At 46.3% G+C, this 683-nt stretch carries 2 pseudogenes; both read left to right on the top strand.

Annotated features, from left to right (window positions below):
- A pseudogene (locus ACFIQC_RS10070) lies at positions 1-230 on the top strand (hypothetical protein); the annotation flags it as partial.
- Positions 231-408: 178 nt separating this feature from the next.
- Positions 409-683 (top strand): annotated as a pseudogene (locus ACFIQC_RS10075) (phage tail protein); the annotation flags it as partial.

Genomic DNA, 683 nt, shown 5'->3' on the forward strand with positions numbered 1-683 from the left:
GAAATGGTTATGCTGGAACGAATGGAATTACGAGTAAAACAAGCGGTAATGGAGGCGATGCTGGAGGTGATACATCACGTGGTGGCTCTGGAGGAGTCGGCAAAGGTTCCTATAGTTCGGGAAAAGCAGGGCGTGGTTTTGGGGGCGGAGGTGCTGGCTCTCATGGAGATTCCTCTCCAAGCGGCGCTGGAGCTGATGGCGCTGTTCTTATAAGGTTATGGAAAGATTAAATGGATGCACAAGTAACCAAGATATGACAGAAGTCAAATGGATAGCTGTTCTATAAGCGAGCTTGTATGTTTTTAAGTCCTTTAAAGCCCTTTGAAAGGGCTTTTTTTGACTGACAGTGTCAGTCTTATGGAGCATGGTGATGCTTGTTATAGTCTCTTCATTGATTTGGAGAGCAAGATGGCAATAGAATTTAATCATGGGATTCGCATTGTAGAGGCTGGTGAGGATTCCCGTCCTTTAGCAACATTTGATCAGACAGCCATTGGAGCGGTTGTTACAGCCCCTGATGCTGATGCACAAACTTATCCCCTTAATGAGCCTGTGTTGGTCTTTACGCATGAGACAGAAAAAATCCAAAAGCTTGGGCGAAGGGGAACGGCTCTTGATGTGATTAAAGCCGTGTGCGCGCAGGGGATTGAGGCACAAATTATTCTTGTGCGGGTGGAAGAAAA

The sequence above is a fragment of the Bartonella sp. AA126HLJHH genome, from assembly GCF_042197425.1.
Classification (GTDB): Bacteria; Pseudomonadota; Alphaproteobacteria; order Rhizobiales; family Rhizobiaceae; genus Bartonella.